The organism is Streptomyces sp. adm13(2018) (assembly GCF_008042145.1).
Taxonomy (GTDB): Bacteria; Actinomycetota; Actinomycetes; order Streptomycetales; family Streptomycetaceae; genus Streptomyces.
In genome coordinates this window covers 1-3,972 of the sequence record NZ_RDBH01000258.1, presented here as the reverse complement: position 1 = coordinate 3,972, position 3,972 = coordinate 1, and the positions used below count along the sequence as shown (strand labels likewise).

The 3,972-nt window shown below is 69.3% G+C and carries 4 protein-coding genes and 1 pseudogene; 3 read left to right on the top strand and 2 right to left on the bottom strand.

Annotated elements, in window-relative coordinates:
- Positions 1 to 224, top strand: a pseudogene (locus EAO70_RS36285) (ATP-binding protein); the annotation flags it as partial.
- A 303-nt stretch (positions 225 to 527) separates the two neighbouring features.
- On the opposite strand, the gene EAO70_RS39870 reads toward EAO70_RS36285, so the two are convergent.
- Positions 528 to 935 carry an ATP-binding protein gene (locus EAO70_RS39870; RefSeq protein WP_148007040.1) on the bottom strand — a complete coding sequence of 136 codons (408 nt, stop codon included), beginning with the start codon at positions 933 to 935 and terminating at the stop codon, positions 528 to 530.
- A gap of 232 nt (positions 936 to 1,167) precedes the next feature.
- On the opposite strand from EAO70_RS39870, the gene EAO70_RS36275 reads away from it, so the two are divergent.
- Positions 1,168 to 1,362, top strand: coding sequence for a hypothetical protein (locus EAO70_RS36275; RefSeq protein ID WP_148007039.1), 195 nt, complete (start codon positions 1,168 to 1,170; stop codon positions 1,360 to 1,362).
- 59 nt (positions 1,363 to 1,421) lie between these two features.
- On the opposite strand, the gene EAO70_RS36270 is transcribed toward EAO70_RS36275, so the two are convergent.
- A complete protein-coding gene (locus tag EAO70_RS36270; RefSeq protein ID WP_148007038.1) occupies positions 1,422 to 2,393 on the bottom strand; it encodes an ArsR/SmtB family transcription factor in 972 nt (323 codons plus the stop codon).
- A gap of 55 nt (positions 2,394 to 2,448) precedes the next feature.
- Here EAO70_RS36270 and EAO70_RS36265 point away from each other — a divergent pair, with 55 nt between their 5' ends.
- Positions 2,449 to 3,216 carry a class I SAM-dependent methyltransferase gene (locus EAO70_RS36265; RefSeq protein WP_148007037.1) on the top strand — a complete coding sequence of 256 codons (768 nt, stop codon included), beginning with the start codon at positions 2,449 to 2,451 and terminating at the stop codon, positions 3,214 to 3,216.
- The last annotated feature ends 756 nt before the right edge of the window (positions 3,217 to 3,972 follow it).

Genomic DNA, 3,972 nt, shown 5'->3' with positions numbered 1-3,972 from the left:
ACGCTCACAAATACGCTCCGGGCCCCGTGCTGATGGAGCTGCGTATCACCGCCGTCCATGTGGACATCGTGGTGCGGGACAGCGAGCCCGTTCTCCCCTCGGCCCGGGCTGCTGATCCGGGCAGGGTCGGCCAGCACGGCCTGGAGATCATCAAGGCGGTCGCCGAGGAGCTGTTCGTCGAGCAGGAGCCGGACGGCAAGCGCATCACCGCCCGCCWCGCCCTGGTCCACATCGACCGCAACAGCAGTTGGGGGCGACCGGGGGGGAAACCAAAAGGCGAACGCGACGTGAGCGAGCGCTGGAGCGTGATACGCAAAGCGATCCAGGAGCAGACCACCGTCCTCGGGCGACAGCGGGAGACTACGGACGGGGCCTTCACCCACACCCGCGCGGACGCCGAGACGGTCATCACCCGAACCGCTGCTCTGTCAAGGCTGGTCGACTGGCTGGATCCTCAGCCCGTCCCGGCAACGAGTCATCAAAGCGCGTCGGGCTCTTCCTACGTCCCGAGCCGGGTGGCGGCGCCTCTAGGCCGGGCTGAGGGTGTCGGCCAGGGCGAGGCGGGCGGTGATGCGCTTGCCGTCCGGCTCCTGCTCGACGAACAGCTCCTCGGCGACCGCCTTGATGATCTCCAGGCCGTGCTGGCCGACCCTGCCCGGATCAGCAGCCCGGGCCGAGGGGAGAACGGGCTCGCTGTCCCGCACCACGATGTCCACATGGACGGCGGTGATACGCAGCTCCATCAGCACGGGGCCCGGAGCGTATTTGTGAGCGTTGGTGACCAGTTCGCTGACCACCAGCTCAGCCAGATCCCGTGTGCGTTGCGACACGGGCAGACCGAGCTCGCCACGGGCCTCGTCGAGAAAGGCAGTGGCGTGGCGGCGGGCGGCGGCGATACGGCCGCCACCACCGTCCAGGGTGCAGCCGATGCGCATCAGGTACCCGTCCGGTGAAGAAGGGGTACCACTGCCATCACCGGCATCGGATTTCACTGACGTTCGCCCCTGTTCCTGTTCACCTGGCGCGCTTACCCGCTCCGGTCATCTGTAACACGGCAAGGGCGGACCGTACCGCCACGCGGGTGTATCGGGCCCGTTCGGGTGCGGCACAATCACCTCTGCCCGCCCCCACCCCCTGGGGTGGGCACGAGGCGCAGTCAAGGAGACCATGAGCAGTATCGAAGAAACGGACCGGCCCGAACGGCTGTCCACCATGCAGCGTGTGGTCGACAAAGTCCGCATCGTCACCCTGCAAGGCGAGATCGACCACACCACCAAGGACATGCTGCCCGCCGCCCTGCTGAAGCAGGACGACACCGTCCTCGACCGCCATCCCGACGTCGAACACGCCCTCAACACCTGAATGGCAGCGCACCTCTAAGAAAGCAGACAGGGGCGGCCGCCCCTTCGGTGGCTGGAAGCTCACGTCACTAGCTGGTCGCCGAGAGGGCTGCGCAGATAGAGCACGACGTGGCCGTGTCGGGCCCGGGTGACCAGTCCTGCGCGGTGCAGGACACCGAGGTGCTGGCTCACCGTGCCAGGGGAGACATTCAGCCGCTGGGCCAGTTCGGTGGTGCTCGCAGGTTCGACGAGGTGGCCGATGATGCGGGCGCGGGTGCGGCCGAGCAGGTCGGCGAGTGCGGTCGGCGGGGCGGTGGTGTCGGTGTGCCAGAGGGTCGCGAGACCTCGGGCTGGATACCAGATCCGGGGTGGCAGCGTGAGGTCGACGACGGTGACGGCGTGCGTGCAGAAGAGGGAGGGTGTGAATATCACCCCGTGGCCGTTGGCGGCCACGTCGTGCTGCCTGGCGGGCCAGGCGTCGACGGCCAGGGTGCCGGTGCCGGGGTGCCATCGGAGGCCGGGGTCGAGGTCGGCGAAGAGAAGGGTGGCTCCCCCGTCGGTGAGACGGCGGGCCCGGTGAAGGATGTCGGCGCGCAGCAGGGCGTGCATGCGTGGCCAGTGCGGTGCGATGACCAGGAGCCAGTAGGTTTCCAGGGCCTCGGCGATCTTGTGCAGCAGGCGAAGGGGGTGGGTGCGTGCCTGTCGCAGGAGGGGGTGCAGAGGGTGGCCGTCGGCGGCCTGGAGGAGTTCACGTGTGATGCGGGGCGCGGGTGTGGAGCGCAGGGTGGCGAGTTCGTCGTCGATGTCGGTGCTCGGTGTCGGAGGGTCAGGGGTGAGGAAGTCAGGGATGAGACGCGTCGGGCCGACCAGCGCCTGTAGCAGGGGCCAGTCGACGTGCCGGAGCAGCGGGGCGGCCTGCCGGAGCAGTGGTTTGTGCACGGAGTAACGGACGGGGCTGCGCCAGGCTCGCAGGCTCTGGACGGTCTCTTGCAGGGGTGAGCAGGCGAAGCGGACGGAAGCGAGGTCGTCGACGTCGAGTCGGAGCATCAACATTCAGGCCAGCCTAAATCTTTTGGCCCGCCGGTGATCAGCTGATGGGATCCAGCCCATGACTGCTTCTGCTTCGGGACCGGCTCCGTTGACGGCGACGTACGACCGCATCGGGATCGGGTACCAGGACATCCGCCGGGCCGACCCCCGGCTGGCTGCGTTGATTCGCCAGTGGCTGGGAGGGGCTCGCACGGTCGTCAACATCGGCGCTGGTGCCGGCTCCTACGAGCCCGAGGACGTCGAGGTCACCGCGGTCGACCCGTCACAGGTGATGCTTGATCAGCACCCTGGTGGCAAGAAGGTCCTGGCCGGAGCGGAGGACCTTCCCTTCGAGGACGGCGCTTTCGATGCCGCGATGGCGGTGATGACGGTGCAGCACTGGCCCGACCTGCGGCGTGGCCTCGCTGAGATGCGGCGCGTCTCTCGTCGACAGGTACTCTTCACCTTCGATCCGTACCATGTGCCCGAGCTGTGGCTGATCAAGGATTACCTGCCGGAGCTCCGCGCGTTCGAACGGGCCCGCTTCACACCCCTGTCCACTGTGGTGGACGCGTTGGAAGCCCACACAGTGCTTACCTTTCCCATTCCGCACGACTTCACCGACGGCTTCCAGATCGCGTACTGGCGGCGCCCGGAGCGCTTCCTGGATCCCGTGGTTCGACAGGCGAGCTCCACCTTCGCCCAGATGCCCGCGTCGGTGGTCGAGCCCGCGATCGAGCGGCTGCGCGCAGACCTGGCTTCGGGGGCCTGGCACCGCCGCCACGCTGACCTGCTGGAGCGGGACTCCGTCGACTACGGCTATCGGCTGCTCATCGCGGGGCAGTGATTCCAGCACGGTGAAAGCGGGCCGCGAGCACGCCGGCGTCCACGCCGGACAGCCGCGGCGAGCCTCTGACCTGCGCGAGCGCGGCGAGCGGCGAAAGCGGCTGGACCTGCGGGGTGAAGCCGGCCAGGAGGTCCAGGACGTTGCGGCAGTCCTTGGGGGACGTGCTCGGGCGGCAGCGGACGTGCCCGATCACGTCTGTGCACAGGCGGAGTCCGGGGTGGATGCCGCGTTCGGCAACTGAAGGAGCGCAGCTCGGCGTCAGGGGTTCCTGTCGGCTACCCGCGGTTCAAGCGGCGTGGGCGGTGTCGTGATAGGCGTCGCCCTCCTGCCGGCGTTCGGCGGCTTCGGGCCCGTCCCCGCCTTGACCGGGCTGACGCCTGAACGCTTCCGCTGCTGCGTACGGCGGTCGGGCGGGCCCGCCTCCGACTGTACGCGAGGGCGTCCCGCCGCGGATGCTGCGCGATCCATGGACGCGGCGGCGGAACGGGGGGTGGTCGTGGCCAGCTCCTCGCCTGGGCCGGCATGGCCGGGCACCGGCCATGCCGGAAGCGGGACTGGCGGGCGTTCGCCGGCGGGCGCGAGTCCGGCGTGGCCGGGTGGGTGAAACCGGGGCAGGACCGCCACGCAGCCGCTGGTGAGGAGCGCGGCAAGGACGGGACAGTCGTGCGGCGATGGTGCACGGGTGTCCACGCTGCCGAGTTCGGGCGGGGTCTGGCGGCGGCGCGGCTGGGGTCCACCATGACGACGGACCGGAGG

Bases quoted from the DNA above. Each gene is read 5' to 3' on its own strand.
- EAO70_RS36265 (WP_148007037.1), top strand. From the start codon at position 2,449: ATGACTGCTTCTGCTTCGGGACCGGCTCCGTTGACGGCGACGTACGAC.
- EAO70_RS36270 (WP_148007038.1), bottom strand. From the start codon at position 2,393: ATGTTGATGCTCCGACTCGACGTCGACGACCTCGCTTCCGTCCGCTTC.
- EAO70_RS39870 (WP_148007040.1), bottom strand. From the start codon at position 935: ATGCGCATCGGCTGCACCCTGGACGGTGGTGGCGGCCGTATCGCCGCC.
- EAO70_RS36275 (WP_148007039.1), top strand. From the start codon at position 1,168: ATGAGCAGTATCGAAGAAACGGACCGGCCCGAACGGCTGTCCACCATG.